This window comes from Hyunsoonleella ulvae (assembly GCF_016827605.1).
In the GTDB taxonomy this organism is placed as follows: domain Bacteria; phylum Bacteroidota; class Bacteroidia; order Flavobacteriales; family Flavobacteriaceae; genus Jejuia; species Jejuia ulvae.
The window spans coordinates 1-943 of sequence record NZ_JAEPJQ010000019.1 but is presented as its reverse complement, the minus strand read 5'-3'; the positions used below and the strand labels follow the sequence as shown (position 1 = coordinate 943).

At 33.6% G+C, this 943-nt stretch carries 1 protein-coding gene; it reads right to left on the bottom strand.

Features of this window, described 5'->3' with window-relative positions; genetic code table 11:
* Nucleotides 1-117: 117 nt before the first annotated feature.
* The gene (locus JS605_RS17440; RefSeq protein ID WP_203259008.1) at nt 118-690 is read right to left on the bottom strand and encodes a hypothetical protein; all 573 of its coding nucleotides are present in this window, start codon (nt 688-690) and stop codon (nt 118-120) included.
* Between the last annotated feature and the right edge of the window lie 253 nt (nt 691-943).

Below are 943 nucleotides of genomic sequence, written 5' to 3'. Positions count from 1 at the left end.
AGGTATTGAAGTATTGATAATCCTATCGGAATTATCAACAATTCAACACCCCAAAATCATAAATATGAGCTAATTAAAATAATAAATATTAACTTTGGAGAACTGGGCTAGTGCTTTTCATAGGACACGTTGTTGCCAACTGTGCTTTTCATTCAGTTCACTTTCTATTATCGATTGTATTTCCTTTATTAAAATTCCTTTCGTTTGGGAAACGTTCCATTCCTTTTTTCCGCTCAATGTGATAAAGAACGAGTGACATTCCGATTCTCTGAATAAATAACACATTAATGTTCCAACGTCATTCACTTTTGAGTTTCCACTGTACCAAACAAAAAGTCCGTCGTTAGTAAATTCCGAAATATATCTTTTCAGATTGTCTTTGCTCTCTTGGTAAATGTGCAAAGCTTTCGGATTTTTCTTTTTCACATACTGTTCAGCCGTTTTTTGATAAAAATCAGAATATTCAACACGATTTGGATGAAAAGGCGGAATTGTTGTTTCTCCTTTCCAAATTGATAATCCAGACATTAATGTTCCTGAAAACTCCATCCATTTTTCGTCAAACCAATTATCTATTCGATTAATGAAAATATCAGTCGGATTCCAAAGGTTAATTCGGTTCTGAATTATTTTCTCGCAATTGAGAATAAAATTCAGATTGTCGTTATTTTTTTCTTTCAGCAGTTTCATTTTCCGCAATGTTGGCAACGGTCTAGTGTATGTTTAGTTGCGGGTTTAAGCAACTAATTTAATAAACAAAAACGAACGCGAGAAAATTCCGAAGGAATTTTCCAAATAAGCAACGACCAAAGCAATTACTTATAGCATCGATGAAAAAGCAGTAAGTCGAGTATCTTTAAGGTTCACGATAAACGATTAAGATATGAACACTCAAATTACTGCTACCCCTAAGTTATACATAGGGATTGACATACACAAGCGA